At 39.9% G+C, this 18,561-nt stretch carries 18 protein-coding genes; 17 read left to right on the forward strand and 1 reads right to left on the reverse strand.

All coding sequences use genetic code 11. The features are described 5' to 3' along the window. Window positions 1-137: 137 nt before the first annotated feature. The 13 genes from BLS65_RS02270 to atpG all read left to right on the forward strand — a co-directional run bounded on the left by BLS65_RS02270 (window position 138) and on the right by atpG (window position 12,974). Window positions 138-2,201, forward strand: coding sequence for a tetratricopeptide repeat protein (locus BLS65_RS02270; RefSeq protein WP_170829974.1), 2,064 nt, complete (start codon window positions 138-140; stop codon window positions 2,199-2,201). Between the two features lie 97 nt (window positions 2,202-2,298). Then, complete coding sequence (locus BLS65_RS02275; protein ID WP_170829975.1) at window positions 2,299-3,342, forward strand: ligand-binding sensor domain-containing protein; 1,044 nt, start codon at window positions 2,299-2,301, stop codon at window positions 3,340-3,342. After that, window positions 3,329-4,939 (forward strand): ankyrin repeat domain-containing protein, encoded by a 1,611-nt coding sequence (locus BLS65_RS02280; RefSeq protein ID WP_092435216.1) that lies wholly within the window; start codon window positions 3,329-3,331, stop codon window positions 4,937-4,939. The genes BLS65_RS02275 and BLS65_RS02280 overlap by 14 nt, the downstream gene beginning before the upstream one ends. Further along, the gene (locus BLS65_RS02285) at window positions 4,939-6,024 is read left to right on the forward strand and encodes a hypothetical protein (protein WP_092435219.1); all 1,086 of its coding nucleotides are present in this window, start codon (window positions 4,939-4,941) and stop codon (window positions 6,022-6,024) included. The genes BLS65_RS02280 and BLS65_RS02285 overlap by 1 nt, the downstream gene beginning before the upstream one ends. 136 nt (window positions 6,025-6,160) lie before the next feature. After that, window positions 6,161-6,697 (forward strand): rhomboid family intramembrane serine protease, encoded by a 537-nt coding sequence (locus BLS65_RS02290; RefSeq protein ID WP_394331448.1) that lies wholly within the window; start codon window positions 6,161-6,163, stop codon window positions 6,695-6,697. 147 nt (window positions 6,698-6,844) lie between these two features. Beyond that, window positions 6,845-7,249, forward strand: a complete 405-nt coding sequence (locus tag BLS65_RS02295) for a bactofilin family protein (protein ID WP_092435357.1) — start codon at window positions 6,845-6,847, stop codon at window positions 7,247-7,249. A 363-nt stretch (window positions 7,250-7,612) separates the two neighbouring features. Then, window positions 7,613-8,011 (forward strand): hypothetical protein, encoded by a 399-nt coding sequence (locus tag BLS65_RS02300; RefSeq protein WP_092435226.1) that lies wholly within the window; start codon window positions 7,613-7,615, stop codon window positions 8,009-8,011. 19 nt (window positions 8,012-8,030) lie between these two features. Further along, a complete protein-coding gene (gene atpB, locus BLS65_RS02305) occupies window positions 8,031-9,131 on the forward strand; it encodes a F0F1 ATP synthase subunit A (protein WP_125869740.1) in 1,101 nt (366 codons plus the stop codon). Window positions 9,132-9,156: 25 nt separating this feature from the next. Beyond that, complete coding sequence (atpE, locus tag BLS65_RS02310; protein ID WP_394331447.1) at window positions 9,157-9,417, forward strand: ATP synthase F0 subunit C; 261 nt, start codon at window positions 9,157-9,159, stop codon at window positions 9,415-9,417. Between the two features lie 17 nt (window positions 9,418-9,434). After that, window positions 9,435-9,929 carry a F0F1 ATP synthase subunit B gene (atpF, locus tag BLS65_RS02315; protein ID WP_092435234.1) on the forward strand — a complete coding sequence of 165 codons (495 nt, stop codon included), beginning with the start codon at window positions 9,435-9,437 and terminating at the stop codon, window positions 9,927-9,929. 3 nt (window positions 9,930-9,932) lie between these two features. Continuing rightward, window positions 9,933-10,484, forward strand: coding sequence for an ATP synthase F1 subunit delta (gene atpH / locus BLS65_RS02320; protein ID WP_092435237.1), 552 nt, complete (start codon window positions 9,933-9,935; stop codon window positions 10,482-10,484). Between the two features lie 18 nt (window positions 10,485-10,502). Next, entirely contained in the window at window positions 10,503-12,083 is a 1,581-nt protein-coding gene (gene atpA, locus BLS65_RS02325; protein ID WP_092435241.1) for a F0F1 ATP synthase subunit alpha, read from the forward strand. Between the two features lie 15 nt (window positions 12,084-12,098). Continuing rightward, window positions 12,099-12,974 (forward strand): ATP synthase F1 subunit gamma, encoded by an 876-nt coding sequence (gene atpG / locus BLS65_RS02330; protein WP_092435244.1) that lies wholly within the window; start codon window positions 12,099-12,101, stop codon window positions 12,972-12,974. 26 nt (window positions 12,975-13,000) lie between these two features. Here the strand turns inward: atpG and BLS65_RS02335 are convergent, their stop codons facing one another. Next, window positions 13,001-14,731: a Na/Pi cotransporter family protein gene (locus tag BLS65_RS02335; RefSeq protein ID WP_092435247.1), complete on the reverse strand. Its 1,731-nt coding sequence runs from the start codon at window positions 14,729-14,731 to the stop codon at window positions 13,001-13,003. Window positions 14,732-15,009: 278 nt separating this feature from the next. On the opposite strand from BLS65_RS02335, the gene BLS65_RS02340 reads away from it, so the two are divergent. From BLS65_RS02340 to BLS65_RS02355, 4 genes are all read left to right on the forward strand, one after another. Next, window positions 15,010-15,984 (forward strand): polyprenyl synthetase family protein, encoded by a 975-nt coding sequence (locus tag BLS65_RS02340; protein WP_092435250.1) that lies wholly within the window; start codon window positions 15,010-15,012, stop codon window positions 15,982-15,984. Between the two features lie 85 nt (window positions 15,985-16,069). Continuing rightward, complete coding sequence (gene atpD / locus BLS65_RS02345; protein ID WP_092435253.1) at window positions 16,070-17,569, forward strand: F0F1 ATP synthase subunit beta; 1,500 nt, start codon at window positions 16,070-16,072, stop codon at window positions 17,567-17,569. 12 nt (window positions 17,570-17,581) lie between these two features. After that, window positions 17,582-17,830, forward strand: coding sequence for an ATP synthase F1 subunit epsilon (gene atpC / locus BLS65_RS02350; RefSeq protein ID WP_092435256.1), 249 nt, complete (start codon window positions 17,582-17,584; stop codon window positions 17,828-17,830). A gap of 2 nt (window positions 17,831-17,832) precedes the next feature. Continuing rightward, window positions 17,833-18,561, forward strand: a complete 729-nt coding sequence (locus BLS65_RS02355; RefSeq protein WP_092435258.1) for an alpha/beta hydrolase family protein — start codon at window positions 17,833-17,835, stop codon at window positions 18,559-18,561.

The raw sequence follows: 18,561 nt of genomic DNA on the forward strand, positions 1-18,561 counted from the left end.
GTGCTTTTTGTCTCTGGACGAATGTGGTTTTTTCTTCTTCGCAAGATAAATCACTCGATTCACTTGTCCTAGTAGTATCACAAAGTTCACTCAACGACTCTGGACGAATCAAGTCGATTCTCCAACTTTCTGAACGGATGCTTAAAGATCCAAAACGCACTGGGGACGTTTTAGGGTATCTAAATGAGGCCGTCTCGGTTGCTAGAGAAATCGGAAATGACAAACTCCTTTGCCGTAGTTATGACTTACTCGGTATTTACTATCGTGATATTTCGCAATACGACAAGGCTCTTGATTTTCACAACCGCTCACTAGAACTTGCTGATAAATTATTAGACAAAGCACTGCTGGTTAAGGTGTATAACAACATTGGGGTTCTTTATCGTAGAATGGATGAATATTCCTTAGCTGCGTTTTACCACCATAAAGCCCTTGGCTATGCCGAGGAAATTGGCGATTTGTATGGGATTTCTGTAGCGTTAAATAGCCTAGGCAATGTGTATAGCATTAACAAGAACTATGAAGAGGCTTTTGAATTCTTTAAGCGAGCACTTGCTCTTTCCCGACAAAATAAAAACGTTCTAGGGGAGGCTATAAATCTTAATAATCTTGGCGAAGTTTATGAGTTTCTCGGAAACCAAAAAAATGCAAGGATCTATTACCTTGCTTCCCTAAGAATTAACCAAGACCTGAATAATGTTAAGGGTATGGCCATTTGCTATAACGGAATTGGGAATACATACTTTCTTTCAAATGATTTTCCAACAGCATTGGCTTTCTACCAAAAGGCGTTGGCTATTGATAAAATTCTTGGCGATAAAAAGTTCATTGCCGAGAGTTACATAAATATAGGTAAGACTAAAATATACCTTGGATTGCTTGATGGTGGAGCACAGGCATTGCAAATGGGCCTTACTATTTCGAAAGAAATTGGTGCCAAGTGGCAGATTCAGCTTTGTTACTTCTATCTGTCGGCTTATTTCGAAAAATCTAACAATCCGTCAGATGCTTTGCGCTATTATCAAAAGTCAATGGCATATAAGGATTCGGTTTTAAACGAGAAGGCACAAAGGAGCATAGCTCTTTTAAATACGCTCTACAAGACCGAGAAAGCAGAAAGAGAAAACCAGCTGCTGAGAAAAAACGAGGAAATTCAGCAAAAAGAACTTCGAAAGCAGCGAATGTTCACTGTAGGACTAACGGTTTTAATCGGTATGGCCATTTTTCTTCTAGCAATCGGTTATAATGTTTTGAGAATTAAGCGAAGGACAGCACTTGAACTGCTCGAGCAAACTCGGGAGATTGAGGGAAAAAATTCGGAATTAGGACAGCAGCAGGTCGAGATGCAGGCCCAAAATGACGAAATTGAAAAGCAACGAAATAGCATTGCCCAAAAAAATAAGTATTTGGAAGATGCATATAGAATTATTGAAGACTATATTAATAAGATTACTGATAGCATTAAGTATGCTGAGCATATTCAGAAGGCAATACTTCCTCCGGCAAAAGTTGTCAAATCTTTTTTCCCAGATTCCTTTATTTACTATAGGCCAAAGGATATTGTTTCTGGTGATTTTTATTGGTTTGGCAAGCGTGATAGTAAGCTGTTTTTTGCTGCTGCCGACTGCACTGGGCATGGCGTTCCTGGCGCTTTCATGAGTATAATCGGGTATGATCTTATCAACAGGGCTTTCAATGAAAAGGGCCTTTCAAAACCGAAAGAGATCTTGGAATACCTAAACGATCAAATTAGGATTTCCCTCCGAAAGGAAGAGGACGATATTGTCTTAAAGGACGGCATGGATATCGCCTTTTGCAGTTACGATCCACGAACTGGAATACTAGAGTATAGCGGAGCACTTGCACCAATTGTTTATGTTCGACAAGGTAAATTCTTTGAAATTAAGCCCGATTCCAGCTCAATTGGAATCTCTATGCGAAAGTTGAACCGAACCTTCACTAACCACGAAATACAACTTTTCCCGGGGGATACTATTTACCTGTTTTCAGATGGTTTTATTGACCAATTTGGCGGCCTAAATAGGAAAAAATTTATGAGAGGTAATTTCATAAATGCCCTTCAGGATATTTCAAACTTACCGATGGATAATCAAGCGGCCCAATTGGAAGATGTTTTTATGGAATGGAAGGGGCTCAATGAACAGATTGACGATATTATGGTTATAGGATTACGGATATAAGACTATGCGAATAATGGTTCTATTTGCCTCATTCATTTGTTTTTGCAATGAGTCTTCGTCTCAACCAAAATTTACACAGTATCCAACAAATGGGTTCGTGGCTTTTGGTTTTGCCGAAAGCAAGGATTCTTGTGTCTGGTTGGCTTTGGGCGATGGGTACGGTTCAGGAACGGTGACTTTTTCTGATAACATAAAGTCGAGAGTTTTCTCTGAGGCCGACGGCTTGCCTAATGCTTCCTATGAGCAAATATTTATTGCATCAGATGGTACCGTTTGGGTTGGTGGCTTTTCTGCAACAAAACCAAATACTGCTGTAATTGCAAAATATGCTAAGAACGCCTGGAGTGTCACCTATCTAAACAGTTCAAAAGAGAATCCCATTGTAAAAAAAATAACCGAACCTTTTTCTGGTCAAATATGGATTGCTACATATGGCGGCATCTTTTACCAAAAAGATTCTGCTTGGGGACAATTTTCTACCGCGGACGGACTCCCCGATGCCAAGGTAAATGATATTCTTGCCGACAGGGTAGGCAGGATTTGGATTGGAACTGAATCTGGGGTTTGTCTATTTGATAAGGGTGATTTTATCTCTTTCGAAGATGCTGCTGTGGTTAGTAGTGTATCCGTTATATTTGAGGATACGCGCGGTTACGTGTGGGCTGGCGGGAAATTTAACAACGATGGCGTAAGCGTTTTCGATGGTGTTCGTTGGCGAACCTATACCATGGAGGATGGGCTTGCCGAGAATACGGTTGGAACTATTACCGAAGATTATTTTGGTCGCATGTGGTTTGGCGGGTATTATGATAGCCGAAATGGTGGTACTACCATGCTGAATAACGGCAAGTTTAGTCGTTACCAATATCCAGAAATTGCAAAGTATTCGGTCGATTGTTTATATGGTGATAGGCTTGGTGGTGTTTGGTGTGGTGGTGGACTAAAGGAGAAAAGCAAAAATGGCTTATCCTACTTCCGCAACGGAAAATGGAATAAGATGGGTGCCCGTGAAGGCTTATTAAATGATAGAATTGTAACGGTTTATATCGACAAACGTGACAGGGTTTGGGTGTCAACTTTTTACGGGCTTTTTGTTGTTAATCTAATTGAAACTATTAACTACTTTGATGCGAAACATTAGCAAGTTACTGTTTGTTTTACTATTTCTCTTTTCGGGCAATCTTCTCGGCCAGTCAAGAGATAGCCTCCTTATTGCATTGGTTCACACAAACAGTCTGAAGACTTTGGATAGCCTCGTATCGCGTGTCGATGTGGACGATCCGCTTGGACAGTCTCAAGATCCACTTCTTTTCTACGCAATTCAGGAAAATAATCTTGAAGCAGTTAAACTACTAATAAAGAAGGGTGCTTCTATCGAAAAGTTATTTAGCGATGTAAATGCATTAATGAATTGTTCTATTAAAGGAAGAACGGAGATAGGTGCTTATTTAATATCCATTGGCGCTAATGTTAATAGTTTCAACTCCAGGCGAAATACGGCCTTAATTTATGCAGCGCGTTATGGCCGTCTGCCTTTTGTCAAGTTATTACTGGATAATGGTGCAAATGCGGAGGTTAAGAATATCACAAATATATCGGCATTGGATTATGCAGAGAAGTTTGCAGAGGTGGCTATTTCAGAACAAATACGACTTACAATTGAAAATAAGTATATTCCATTCAAACCAAGTTTTAGGGATGGTCCACATGTTTTCACTTCCATGTGGAATACGTTTACCAAAGATTACTTAAATTTTGATAGCAGTAGCCAGAAATTTACTAGGACTTCGGAGTCCTTTAAATACCAGAAGGGGAGTGCAAAACTTATGGTCAACGAATCAATCGGTGAGATCACAGTCTCTTTTAAGCAACCTCGTGCCGCAAAACATCACAAAAGCAACTATTCTAAGATTTTTGCAGTTGGCGATGTACATGGAGCTTATGATTCTCTTTTGGTGCTTTTAACAAACAATGGAGTGATAGACCATAATACCAATTGGACCTTTGATGATGGGGTTTTAGTTTTTGTTGGCGATATTTTTGACAGAGGGAATCAAGTTACTGAATGCCTTTGGCTTATTTATAAGTTGCAAATTCAATCCACCGAAAACGGAGGAACCCTTTTCTGGACGCTAGGCAATCATGAAATAATGGAACTCGAAGGCGATACCCGGTATTTACACAACAACGATTTACTCCTTACTACAAAGAATAAAACCACTTACATGGATTTGTTTGGCAAAGAGTCTCTGCTTGGCCTATGGATCCGCCAACAGCAGACTGTTGTTCGAATTGGGAATATCCTTTTCTCTCACGCAGGAATTTCGCCTCAGTTAATTAAGAATAAATTTACGATAGGCGATATTAATTCTTTAGTGAACCGTTTTGTAAATAGAAAACAGTTAGATCCAACCGATATTGAACGGATATCATTATTATTCGGCGAATATGGGCCGTTCTGGTATCGCGGTTATGTGCAGAGTTCTTCTTATGCAAATAAACTAGATAGCGTTGAAGTTGCTTCAATTAACCGCTCACTAGATGTCCGTGTGCAAATTATTGGGCATACTGAAGTTAATCAAATTGAGCCATCCTATGGCGGTTCTGTAATTCCTATTGATGTTTCATTCGTATCACCACAGGTTTCAATTCAAGGACTCTATATTGAGGCGGATAAATTTTATCGAGCGCTTCGAGACGGAAAAAAAGTGTTTTTGTTTTCCATAAGTAAAGATTAATGAAAAGATATCTGGTATCTTTAATTATTCTCCTTTTTGTTTCCTTCGGTAGCGTTACCAGAGCTCAAGATTTTTTGCGTATTGTTCGTCCATTTGTTCCTCCAAATTCCAGTAACCAGTCATCTACACTTCTCTTTCAATCCGATTCTCTTTTAAATCTGATTATCATCACTGATTTAAGAGGTTTGTTTCGTGAAAGAAGAGAAAAACCGCAGTATTTTGGGGGGCGGATATTTTATTTTAACAAAGACTCTATCCCTCTGTTTTTCGAAATGAAGTTACGTCAAAGAGGTAATTTTAGACGTCAAAAAGAAAACTGTAGCACTCCACCTCTTTTCATAAATTTTAAAAAAAATTCGGTTGCTGGAAGTCTCTTTGCTGGTCAAGATAAGGTAAAGTTGGTGACGCATTGCCGTGAGCGTAAGCGTTATGAACAAGATGTTTTGAATGAGTATCTTGCTTACCGTATTTATAATTTGGTGACCGAGTTTTCCTACAAAGTACGGTTGGCTAAAATTACTTATATTGATAGTTCTGGGCGGTTAAAGCCGATAAGTCGCTTTGGGTTTTTTATAGAATCGAGAGATGAGTTCGAAAAACGGACCGGCGTTTCGTATGTGGAAACAAAAAATCTGCATCAAGAGGTTGTGGACCGCTATCAGATGACTTTGGTAACAATATTTCAGTATTTAATAGGAAACACAGATTGGTCAGTGCCCAATCGACACAATATCGATTTGTATTTAGGCAATTCCCAAAACCCATTAATCCCAGTCACTTTCGATTTTGATTTTTCTGGATTGGTAAATGCCCCATATGCGCAACCGCAGCCCATGCTTGGGATTAAGAAGGTCACAGATCGACTTTATCGTGGATTCCCTCGAACTATCGAGGAAGTTGATTCTGTTTTGGGATTATTCAAAGCCAAAGAGCAGGCAATTTCTAAAGAGTTACGGAGCCTGCCTTCTATGGATAAAGGTCAACAAATAGAAGCGTATCGCTTCCTACATTCGTTTTTTGAGGAAACGAATAGTAACAACAAGGCAATTCGCATTTTTATTGATGGAAGCCGTAACCTCGAGTAGCATGGAAAATTTTGAATTAAAGCGTATTTTACTTAGTGCTGTAATTCCATTGCTTTTAGTTTTGGCAATAGTAATCATTTTCTTCCTACAGCAATTTCAGTTTATTGAAGGCTATCGGTGGGGTATTTATCCTAGAGTGGAATCCGGATTGATTGGTGTTTTGTTGGCTCCTTTGGTGCATTCGGACTGGTCTCATTTAGTATCAAATATTGTAACTTTTTTCTTTTTGGCGACAGCCGTTTTTTATTTTTACCGCGATTTGGGGTTAGTTGTGTTACTCATTTGTTGGGTATCAGGTGGTTTTCTGACATGGCTGTTTGCACGAGAATCTTTCCACATAGGTGCTTCTGGCGTTGTTTATGGACTAGCCTCTTTTTTGTTTTTTAGTGGCATTGTTCGACAAAACATTCAACTTCTGGCTGTTTCATTGATAGTTGTAGTACAGTATGGCGGTCTTGTTTGGGGAATTCTTCCCACGTTTAAGGAATTTTCTTTCGAAAGTCACCTCTTTGGCGGATCCGTTGGTTTTGTATTGGCAATTGTATTGCAAAATAAAGGGCCACAATTACCCGTTAATGTATGGAACCGTGATTATCCCGAAGACGATAACTCAGAGTTTTATGAAGATGAATCGGAAATTAGCAATGACCAAGTGCCGGAAAGTAAAGATTAAAAGAAACTATTTTCCAGCGATGAACGTAGATTAGGTCTCATGGATAAGGGTGAATAGGTGTTTTTTTAAATCATTCACCATTATCATGTGATAGAGGATCAATTTTTTTATATTTGTGGGCAACAAAAGATTTTTAAACTTATTAACATGGCCAAGTATAACGAATCAGAGGCAATTTCTGCAAACATTAACCTCATTGGAGGTGGAACGGAAATAACAGGTGATATTACTTCCAACGGGGATATCCGGATTGATGGTGTTCTTTTCGGTAATATTACTACGCGTGGTAAAATTGTGATAGGGGAAACCGGTCGAATTAAGGGTGAGATGAACTGTAGAAATGCAGATATCTCTGGTACAGCCGATGGAAAGTTAACCGTTACTGAACTAATAGCGCTTAAGTCTTCTAGTCGCGTGAACGGTGATATTACCACTGGCCGATTTTCTGTGGAACCCGGCGCTCGATTTACTGGCTTTTGCAATATGACTGATTCCGATCAACCTAATAGTATTGCAAACAGCGAAGATTTTTCCAAGAAAATATCCGAATAAACTGTACTTCGATATAATAATGAGGGGCCTCTGGCCCTTTTTATTTTGCTTTTTAAGCAATAATTTGTAGATTGGTGAAATATTTCAACATATTATTCTTGGAAGAATACTTGTTTTATGGGATAGATATCTGATTGATTTTTCGTTAACTCAAGTACATCAGGTTTTTTTGAACATATCATTTTAGCGGAATTGTATTGGTTCGTTATTTTCGGTTAGAATGGGCCTGTTTGAGTTTATATCCTTTGGTTCGAGAATTTCTGTGGTCTGAATACCATTTTCCACTACTTCGTTATTGTGGATAATATATCGCTTACCATCCAATAGTTACTTCGTTGATGTGCCAAACTAATTACTGTTTACATGAAATCATTCTTTTCCAAAGAGATGCTCAAAACGTTATTGTTTGGTGGTTTTTTAGCTCTCATCTCGTTTTTGATTTTTCACTATATTGTTCCTGAACATTATTTTAATGCATTTCCGTTTTTGCTCCTGCTGTTCATCCTCTATTCCATATTTAGTCATGTTTTTTTGGATCAATCGGATACCTTAAGGCCTCAAGCCTTCCTTAATCGATATTTGTTTGTAACCTCGGCTAAACTTTTTCTGCTGTTAATGGTTGTTGTTTTCTATATAGTAGTAATTCGTGAAAAAGCAGCAGCATTTCTTATTAGTTTGTTAATCATATACTTTATCTTTCTTGTTTTTGATATTTCAACCTTGCTGGGCAAATCGAGAACATCGAATCAAAAAAAGAACTAAATTTCGAAAAATTTTCAACGTGCAGCATTTAAGACATACTATTGGTATACTTGTTTTTATGGGCTTTTTCCACTTTGGATTTGCCCAGGATTCAGTTCAAGATACTTCTGTGCATTCCGGGAAGAAATTTTTGCCGGGTGAGTTTATTATGGAGCATATAGGAGATGCCTATAGTTGGCATATCACCTCAATAGGAGAGACTGAACTTAGCATCCCCCTTCCTGTAATTCTGTATTCAAAGCATACCGGTTTCCATGTTTTTATGTCTAGCAAACTGCATAAAAGCAGTTATCACAATTTTTCCATTCCGAGTGACGGTAAATACAAGGGAAAAATTGTTGAGAGCGTGGCCCAGTTGGATGGCTCTGTCTTAACGATTCGACCTATTGATATATCCATAACGAAGGTAGTGCTTTCTGTTTTTATGACAGTTGGGTTCATGATATGGATCTTTTTGTCGGTAGCTCGAACGTATGTCCGGAATCCAGATAAGGCACCAAGTGGTGTGCAAAATTTATTTGAACCGATGATTCTTTTTGTTCGCGATGACATTGCACTTCCCTCTATTGGTGAGAATAGATATCGGCAGTACATGCCATTTTTACTAACTATTTTCTTTTTTATTTGGTTCGTAAATATGTTGGGCCTTATTCCAATTTTCCCTGGAGGAGCAAATGTTACTGGTAATATTGCTATAACAATCGTTTTGGCGCTTTTTACATTTGTCATAACAATGTTTAGCACCAACAAACACTATTGGGTTGAGGTTTTTAACAATCCAGAAATTCCATGGTGGTTAAAATTGCCTATTCCGATTGTTCCAATTGTTGAGTTTTCGGGTGTTTTTACAAAGCCGTTTGTTCTCATGATCCGACTATTTGCCAATATTTTAGCCGGACATATGGTGGCTACTGTTTTTTTTAGTTTGATTTTTATTTTTGGTAACCTCTCTGTTACTGCAGGATATGGTTTCTCCATACTAACAATTCTATTTACTGTATTTATGTCTCTTTTGGAGGTGCTGGTTGCATTTATCCAAGCGTATGTATTTACAATGCTTTCTGCTATTTATTTTGGCATGGCAAAGGTCGAGGCACATCACACGCAACAAGCTCACTAGGTACTTTAACATAAACTTTGACATTATGATTACTTTAGGTATTATTATGGAAGCGGCCGCCGCTGGTGCTGGTATTGCAAAACTTGGTGGTGCCATTGGTGCCGGTATTGCAGCTCTTGCTGCTGGTGTTGGAATCGGAAAAATTGGTGCATCTGCTCTCGAGGCAATTGCCCGTCAACCAGAAGCGATAAGCGATATTCGTTCCAATATGATTCTTGCTGCTGCCCTTATTGAAGGTGTTGCGTTTTTTGCTATCATTATCTCCTTCTTAGCGCTTGTTCTTTAATTCAAAAAATCAAATAAATGGAACTGCTAATCCCAGAAGTCGGGTTAATTTTTTGGATGCTCTTATCATTCTCCTTTTTGCTTTTTATTCTAGGAAAGTATGCTTGGCCTATAATATTAAGTTCGTTAAAGAAAAGAGAGGATTATATTAGAGAGTCTTTAATTACTGCCCATAAGGCACAAGATGATTACTACCGCTTGCAAAAGGATGGTTCCGAGATTTTGAATAAAGCACGGGTTCAACAGGAAGAGATTCTTATGGAAGCGCGTAATCTTAAAGAGACCATGCTCGCCGATGCCAGAATTATTGCTCAAGAAGAAACGAAACGGCAAATGGAATTGGCGAAAGTTCAAATACAGCTGGAGCGAGATCGTGCTCTTGCTGATCTGAAAAAGCAAGCAGCACTTCTTTCGGTTGATATAGCAGAGGAGATTTTGAAAAGGGAATTGGTCGACTCCAAGGAACAAGATCGATTAATTCAGCAGTTGTTGGACAACGTAAAGTTAAACTAGGCAATGAACCACGGACGCCTTCACGTAAAATATGCTAACGCTCTCTACGATTTTGCAGAGTCGTCTAATGCTATTCAGGTCGTTTATGAGGACATGAATAAGATTAATAATTTGCTTGCGACCTCTCCTGAATTACTTGAACTTTTAGATTCACCAGTAATCTATCCTACCCGAAAGAAAGAGTTAATAGATAAGCTATTTCTTGGTCGGTTGTCGGATGTTACTATTCGATATCTTCATTTTCTGGTTGACAAACACAGGGAAATGCACTTGAAGTACATCGCTATAACTTTTTTTCGAATTTACCGTGAGAAGATGGGTATCACTCGAGTAGAGTTTGTTTCTGCTTTGGAAGTCAGTGATACATTTAAGGTAACCATCAGGAAAGAGCTAGAAAAATCCATTTCTGGTGAATTGGAACTGGTTTTTCAAACAAAAGCGGATCTAATCGGAGGATTTACGTTAGCCCTAAATGATAGTTTACTCGATGCCAGTGTTGCAACTAAATTGCGGCGCTTGAAAACAAAAGTTCAAGAATCTTACAATAGTCATTAAATAATTAATCATATAGCTATGGCCGATATTAAGCCAGGTGAAATTGCTGAAATCCTAAAAATGGAACTTTCCGGCATGAGCGGAGTGGACCATTTTGAGGAGGTTGGGCGCGTTCTGCAGGTTGGTGACGGCATTGCCCGTTTGTATGGAATGTCCAATGTTCGCTCGAATGAGTTAATTGAGTTCGAGAATGGCGTTCTCGGAATTGTGCTCAACCTTGAGGAGGATAATGTTGGTGTTGTACTTCTGGGTTCCTCCGAAAAAATTAAGGAAGGCTATACCGCAAAGGGTACTGGCCGTATTGCTTCCATTAATGTTGGAGAAGGATTACTGGGCCGGGTAATTAACACCATTGGTGAACCGCTGGACGGAAAAGGCCCTATTCCTGGAGAACTTTTTGAAATGCCACTTGAGCGTAAAGCGCCAGGTGTTATTTTCAGACAACCTGTAAATGAGCCACTACAAACGGGATTGATGGCAATTGACGCAATGTTTCCCATTGGAAGAGGTCAGCGCGAATTAATTATTGGTGATAGGCAAACGGGTAAAACTACCATTGCTATTGATACCATTATTAGTCAGCGGCAATTTTTTGAGCAGGGGAAGCCCGTTTACTGTATCTATGTTGCTATCGGACAAAAGAATAGTACTGTAGTTAATATTGCTAAGACTCTGGAAGAACACGGTGCATTGGCATATACTACCATTGTTGCTGCTCCAGCCTCTGATCCAGCTGCACTCCAGTTTTATGCTCCTTTTGCAGGGGCCGCAATTGGTGAGTTCTTCCGAGACACTGGTCGCCCTGCACTTATCGTTTATGATGATTTATCGAAACAGGCTGTTGCATATCGCGAAGTTTCGTTACTCTTACGTCGTCCACCTGGACGCGAGGCTTATCCTGGCGATATATTTTACCTACATAGCCGCTTGCTCGAACGTGCTGCTAAGATTATTAATTCCGATGATATCGCTCGAAAAATGAACGATTTACCGGAGTCTATTAAACATTTAGTGAAAGGCGGCGGATCACTTACCGCACTTCCTGTTATTGAAACTCAGGCAGGTGATGTTTCTGCGTATATTCCCACAAACGTGATATCCATAACGGATGGGCAAATATTTTTGGAGTCGAACTTGTTCAATGCGGGTATTAGACCAGCTATCAACGTGGGCGTCTCTGTGTCGAGGGTAGGCGGTAATGCTCAGTTAAAATCGATGAAAAAAATCGCTGGTCCTCTTAAGATTGACCAAGCTCAGTATAGAGAACTCGAGGCATTTTCGAAATTTGGTAGCGATTTAGATGCCTACACCATGTCTGTTCTCAATAAAGGTGCAAAAAATGTGGAACTCTTAAAGCAGGGACTGCATTCGCCAATGCCTGTAGCCGAGCAAATTGCCATTCTCTATTGCGGAACGAACGGACTGCTGAACGAGGTTCCTGTTGCTAAGGTGAAAGACTTTCAGCGTGCTTTTTTTGAAGTGCTTCATGCCAAGTATCCAGTTGAAATATTAGAGAAACTGCAGCAAGGCGTGATTAATGATGATATTTCATCAAAGTTGGGCGAAATTGCTGTCGAAATTGCTAAACGTTTTATTTAATCTAAGCGAATAAAGATGGCCTCTCTTAAGGAGTTAAGAAATCGAATCACTTCGGTTACTTCTACAAGAAAGATTACAAGTGCCATGAAAATGGTTTCTGCTGCAAAGTTAAAGCGAGCACAGGATGCTATTTATAGGATGCGACCATACAGTTCTAAGTTAAATACCATGGTTAGTAACCTTACTATGGATTCTATGGTTTTTTCTGAACTTGCATTGGCAAAGGTTTCGGTACCTCGAAATGTCACCCTTGTAATTTATTCTGCTAACGGAAGTTTGTGCGGTGCGTTCAATAGTAATATTCTTAAACTCGCGGAAGCAACTATGGACGAGTATCGGAACGCTTATCCAGAAGTTACCTTCTCCTTGCTTGTTTTCGGAAAACGAGGGTATGAGTATTTTATTAAGCGCAATTTCCACGCTTCTGGACCCTACAAAAGCTTGGTTGACAAGCCCAATTTAGATGTGCTGTCGGCTTTGACTAGTGGGCTTATACAATCGTTCATTAGTGATCATACCCAACGGGTCGAAATTATTTATAATGAGTTTGTAAGTGCAGGTGTTCAGCGACCCAAACGAGAGGTTATTCTTCCCTTTAGCAAAACTAAATCAGAAAGTCAGTATGAATTAGGGTATATTTTTGAACCATCGGTTGAATTATTACTTGAAAAAATAGTGCCTAAGTCATTGAAAATAAAGATGTATTCTGCGTTACTTGAATCTGTTGCTGCCGAACAAGGTGCTCGCACTACAGCAATGCATGTGGCAACAGAGAATGCGTCTGACTTAATTGGGACGCTTAGTCTTCAGTATAATAAGGCGCGACAATCGGCCATTACGAATGAAATTTTGGAGATTACGACAGGGGCTGAAGCCCAGAAATCAAAATAAAAAAAAGCGCCTAAATGGCGCTTTTTTTAATTAGTAAACTTACCACTCAGGGCCTTCTCGTAGGGAATAGGTTTAATCTCGAAAATATCCTCGGATATGTCTATCGTATAATCGCCAAGTTTCTCCGCCTCACAAAACAGGTCGCTATAGATTACTCCAGCGAGGTATTTATACTTACTGCTCTCCACATTCTTTATGTGCTCCTCGCGGAGGGCATTCCTAAGGTTGTTAATCCTTTCCTCGATCTCTTTAGCTTGGTTTAAGGCAATTTTACCATAGCCTATTTCAATATTCTCAATCATGGTGTCCAATGCCTCATCTACTAGGTCGAACATTTTGTTGATGTTATCCCTGAGTTCTTGTTGAAACCATATGCTGTTTTGTTTTTTTCGTTCCAAGGTCTTGGCCAAATTATAGCAGCAATCGGCAATACTCTCAATATTGCTAATAACTTTTAGCATGGCATGAACGCGTTTGGATCCTTCTTCACTCAAATCACCTTCGGCAACCTGGGTTAGATAGGTGGCTATTTCTTGTTCTACTCTGTCGCTAATATCTTCGTATTTCCGAATTCGCTCAAAATTTTGTTCAAATACTTTATTGTTTGTTTCGTTGAATAGTTCTTTTACGAAATAAAACATCCTCTTTGTTCGCGTTGCGTAGGTGATTATTTCTTTCTTTGCCTGGAGTAGAGATAACTCCGATGTAGAAAGAAGTCCAAATTCGATGTGCTTAAGCCGATAGTTTTCTTCCTCTTCCTCTTTTGCTGGTACCATTTTGGTGACAATCTTGACAATTAGTCCCGTAAAATTCATTAATACGAGAGTGTTGGTGATATTAAATAGACTATGGAAGAGTGATAATGCTACCGGAATTGAACCAACAGCAATGAAGGGTGATGGCTGCCCCATCTTAAGCATTATGTATTCAACCATTAGCACAAATGGCTTAAATACTATCATCATCCAAAGAACACCCATCACGTTAAAAATTGTGTGGGCTCGTGCAGCACGCCGGGCCGAAACGTTAGCCACCATAGCCGCTAAGTTTGCGGTAATGGTCGTTCCAATATTCTCTCCGAGGATCATTGCTGCTGCATTTTCGAACGAAATCCATCCGTTTGCGCACATGACTAGCGTTACAGCTACCGTAGCGCTCGAGGACTGGATAATAACTGTAAGAACGGATCCAATTCCCACAAAAATTAGCAGCGAGAGAAATCCGAGATTCGAGAAATCTTTTATAAATGAGAGAACTGCGGGGTTACTATCAATAGAGGGAACTGAATCTTTAAGAAAGTCGAGACCAATAAAGAGTAATGCAAAACCTGCAATTAATTCACCAGTAGCTTTAAAGTTATGATTCTTGGAGAAGAGAAGCGGGAAACTTATTCCAATAAGTGGAAGTGCGAGTGTGGCCATGTCGACCTTAAAACCTAGTAGTGAAATAATCCAAGCGGTAATGGTGGTTCCGATGTTGGCGCCCATAATTACTCCCACCGATTGTGTTAGGTTCATTAACCCTGCGTTAACAAAACTAACGACCATCACCGTTGTTGCCGATGAGGATTGAATTATTCCTGTAACTAGGGCTCCAGTCAAAATTCTTGTGGCCTTATTTTTAGTCATTGCGGCCAAAATCGAACGCATTTTGTCCCCGGCCACTTTTTGAAGGGATTCACTCATCAGCTTCATGCCATAGAGGAATAGACCCAGCGAACCTAAAAGGGTTAACGTGCCTAGAATTACATCGCTCATCTGTTTTGTCTAAGGAATTTTGGGTCAAAAATAGAAAAAATACCCTTGCTAGACCTATGTTCTAGTTCATAAAGGTGTTTTTACTGGTTTTAATACAATCATCTTTATGTTTTTCGTTTCTTTGTACTCTATGATTTCTCTTGAGCGGATTTTTTGTCTTCGGTCATAGCAATTAAGCCGTATAATTATTGAATCCTACAAATATAAGGGGAAACACTAGTTACGTTTCCGATATATAGAAAACAATGATTGGTCTTTCACGTTAATAGAGATTTAGGATGTATTCTTCAGAAGATTTGCAATCAATTGCGGAGAAGGGACTCATTGAGGTTGAATTAAACCGAGAACCCAACGAACTTTTTGCTCCCTTGCGTTATTTCCTTTCGGCTGGTGGGAAGAGGATAAGACCTATAATAACGTTGATGTCGTGCAATGTATTTTGCGATAATATTCAATCGGCGGTTGCCCCAGCAATTGCACTTGAGTTATTCCATAACTTTACGCTCATCCACGACGATATTATGGATAACGCCGATGTTCGAAGAAATCTCGAAACCGTTCATAAAAAATGGGACTCGAACACGGCCATTCTTTCGGGCGATGCATTGATGGTGGTTGCTTACGAAATGCTACAGAAATCTGACAAGGATAAAGTTGTACAAATTCTTGCTGTTTTTAATCAGGTAGCCTTGGAGGTATGCCAAGGTCAACAGATGGACATGAATTTTGAAAGGTCGAACTTCGTTACAGAAGAAGAGTATTTGAGAATGGTTGAGCTAAAGACTGCTGCGCTGCTTTCCGGCTGTACCAAAATAGGCGCAATATGTGGTGGCGCCAGCGAACCTGATCAAGCGAATATGGATCGGTTTGCCCGAAATCTAGGAATTGCATTCCAACTGCAAGACGATTTACTCGATTCCTTTGGAGATATTTCAAAATTTGGGAAAAAAATTGGTGGCGATATTGTGGCGAATAAAAAGACATACCTTTTGATAACTGCTCTAAAAAGGGCTCAAGGAAATCAGCTGGAGTTGCTAAACGGCTATTTAAATATGGGAACCGCAGACCCTGATCGTAAAATACAAGGAATTATAGCAATATACAACGATCTTAAGGTTAGAGAAGCTACCGAGTTAATCGTGGAAGACTATTTCGCTAGGGCTTTTAAGTATTTGCGCTGCGTAAATCAACCAATAGAGCGGCTAGTCGAAATAGAGCAATTGGCTATAAAAATGATGAGTCGCAACAGTTAATTTTGTTGTTTTTAGAATTATCGGTTGTTTTTTTGTTTTACATTTGCAAGGAGGGATTTATTTCCCATAATGGATAGTTTTCGGTATGGAGAAAAAAGCAGGTAAGGTTTCACAGGTTATTGGACCTGTTGTTGATATAACCTTTGCTCACGGAGCAAATGAATTACCAAATATTCACGAAGCACTTGAAATTACTCGTGAAGACGGTACTGTTTTAGTTGTTGAGTGTCAGCAACACCTCGGGGAGAGCACGATCAGGACCATTGCGATGGACTCTACCGATGGACTAAAGCGAGGGCTTCAAGCTGTTGCGTTAGGTGTTGCCATAAGTATGCCTATTGGCGAACAAGTAAAGGGCCGGCTCCTAAACGTTATTGGAGAGGCCATTGACGGTATTGGGGTATTAAGCAAAAAAGATACACGACCAATTCATCGTGAACCGCCATTATATAAAGATCTTTCTACAAAAAACGAGATATTGTTTACCGGTATTAAGGTTATTGACCTTTTGGAGCCCTATCCCAAAGGTGGCAAGATTGGCCTTTTTGGTGGAGCCGGAGTAGGAAAAACCGTACTCATCATGGAACTTATCAACAATATTGCCAAGAAGCATGCAGGTATTTCGGTATTTGCTGGAGTTGGTGAGCGTACTCGCGAAGGAAACGACCTGCTTCGTGAAATGATAGAGTCGGGCGTTATTCGTTATGGCGAGGAGTTCAAGAAAAGCATGGAGGCTGGTGGTTGGGATCTTTCTAAAATCGACCACGAAGAGTTGGCAAAATCTCAGGCCACACTTGTGTTTGGCCAGATGAATGAACCACCAGGAGCACGTGCAACCGTTGCTTTATCAGGACTCACTGTTGCTGAAGCTTATCGCGACGGTGATGGAAGTGGTGGTGGAAAAGATATTTTATTCTTTATCGATAATATTTTTCGATTTACTCAAGCTGGTTCTGAAGTTTCGGCGCTTCTGGGTCGTATGCCTTCTGCTGTAGGATATCAACCAACACTTGCTACCGAAATGGGTACAATGCAAGAGCGTATCACCTCGACAAAGCATGGTTCTATCACTTCAGTTCAAGCGGTTTACGTTCCGGCGGATGACCTTACCGACCCAGCGCCTTCTACCACATTTAGCCACTTGGATGCAACCACGGTACTAAATAGAAAGATTTCCGAACAAGGTATTTATCCTGCGGTTGATCCGCTCGATTCTACTTCACGAATTCTTTCTCCTGAAATTGTGGGCGAGTTGCACTACGAAACAGCGCAACGCGTTAAGCGGTTACTTCAGCGCTACAAAGAACTTCAGGATATTATTGCCATTCTTGGTATGGAAGAACTTTCCGACGAGGATAAACTGGTTGTTCAAAGAGCACGACGTGTTCAACGTTTCCTCTCTCAGCCATTTCACGTCGCCGAAGCCTATTCTGGGATAAAGGGTGTTTTGGTAACCATCGAAGATACTATCCGCGGATTCAATATGATTATGGATGGTGAAGTTGATGATCTTCCTGAGAATGCATTCTCGTTTGTGGGAACCATTGAAGAGGCCATAGAAAAGGGTAAAAAATTACGTGGTTAATACCTGTAGTAAATGTTTGTAGAACTAATTTCACCCGATAAAGTATATTTTTCAGGGGAGTGTATAATGGTCCGATTGCCGGGAGAGAAAGGTTCTTTTTCGGTTCTCGATAACCATGCACCAATCATATCTTCACTAGAAGGTGGTGTGGTTAAAATTACCCTTAAGGATGAGTTTTTAATTTTTGACGTTGATTCAGGTTACGTAGAAGTTAAGGACAATCGGGTTACTATATGTGGTGATAAGGTTGTAAAGATATAACTATGAAGTTCTTCCTAGTAGTATTTGCAATGTGGTTGACATTCATTACCAGCTTTGGACAGCAAAGAGTTACCTACAAGGCTGTTGATGGTTTGCAAGTTACGGCCGATCTATACTTAGGAAAACCCGATTCTCCATTCATTATACTGCTACATCAAGCGGGTTATAGCCGAGGAGAATATAATGAAATTGCACCTAGGCTTATTAACTTGGGTTATAGTTGTCTTGCTGTTGATTTACGTTCGGGTAAAGAGGTGAACTTTATAGTAAACGAAACTGCTAAAAAGGCAAACGAACAAGATTATTCTGTAAACTATATTGATGCTATTCCCGATATTCTTGCCTCCATCGATTATGCTCGGGCTTTAGTTAAGAAACCTGTCATTCTTTTTGGTTCAAGTTATAGCGCTTCTCTTTGCTTATTAGTGGCCTCTGAATCGGTTAAGGTTGGCGGTGTTATCGCTTGTTCTCCAGGAGAATACTTTGGCGACACCTCATTTGTAAAGAATCGAATCAATCTTCCCAAAAAATCCGTTTTTGTTTGTGGCTCGAAACTTGAGATGCCCGATATTAAAAAATTGGTCTCAAATATTCCAATCAAAAATATTATCGTTGCTGATCCAGGCAAGTATAGCGGCACGCACGGGGCCTCTACTTTCTGGTCAAGTAAACCCGAAAGTAAAGAGATGTGGCTTGCACTTACCCTGTTTTTCAGTAGACTTCCAAAGTAG

Origin of the sequence: Williamwhitmania taraxaci (assembly GCF_900096565.1) — a bacterium.
Taxonomy (GTDB): domain Bacteria; phylum Bacteroidota; class Bacteroidia; order Bacteroidales; family Williamwhitmaniaceae; genus Williamwhitmania; species Williamwhitmania taraxaci.